General features: G+C 59.5%; 1 protein-coding gene. It reads right to left on the bottom strand.

Annotation, left to right across the window (positions count from 1 at the left end):
• Window positions 1-271 (bottom strand): hypothetical protein (locus ABG80_RS17450; protein WP_152987716.1); only part of this gene is annotated, 271 nt, incomplete at its 3' end.
• Window positions 272-521: the final 250 nt, after the last annotated feature.

The raw sequence follows: 521 nt of genomic DNA on the forward strand, positions 1-521 counted from the left end.
TGAGGAACCCTTCAGGCAGCCACAAAGCCATGTCATCGCCCGCAGTGTCGCCCGTTGCCAGACGGGCGCAGTATTCCAACTGATCGCTGGTGGCTTGCTCAGACCAGAAGCGGGCAAACAAGCTGAAGTGTTCTTGCAAGTTGGCAAACGCTTGCTCTGGTGTGCTGGCCTTGCAGCCCAGCAAAGGATTGCTTGGCAATGCCACAACTGGTTTGTATGGGTCGGGTGATTCGCCGAAATGAATCCGGCCCACCCCTTCTGGGATGCTCATGGGTTCCTCTGAATTATTGATGCGAACACGTCTGAAATGGTGCCACGAATGAAGAGGCCCAACGCCCAAGTTCAGGGGCGCGCGCTTGGCGTGGCCGAAGCGCGCAGTGGTGGAGGCGTCCCCTGCAACGACCAGTTAGGGTTTCAGGCCCCTCTGCGAGGCGCCCATTGCGCAAAGGAAACTGACTGCGTTGTGGCAAGGTGGGAGCCGGCGCCGCCAAAGACCGGACAGTCAATGGCGCGTGATGCCC

It is taken from the genome of Aquabacterium parvum (genome assembly GCF_001447195.1).
Taxonomy (GTDB): Bacteria; Pseudomonadota; Gammaproteobacteria; order Burkholderiales; family Burkholderiaceae_C; genus Aquabacterium; species Aquabacterium parvum.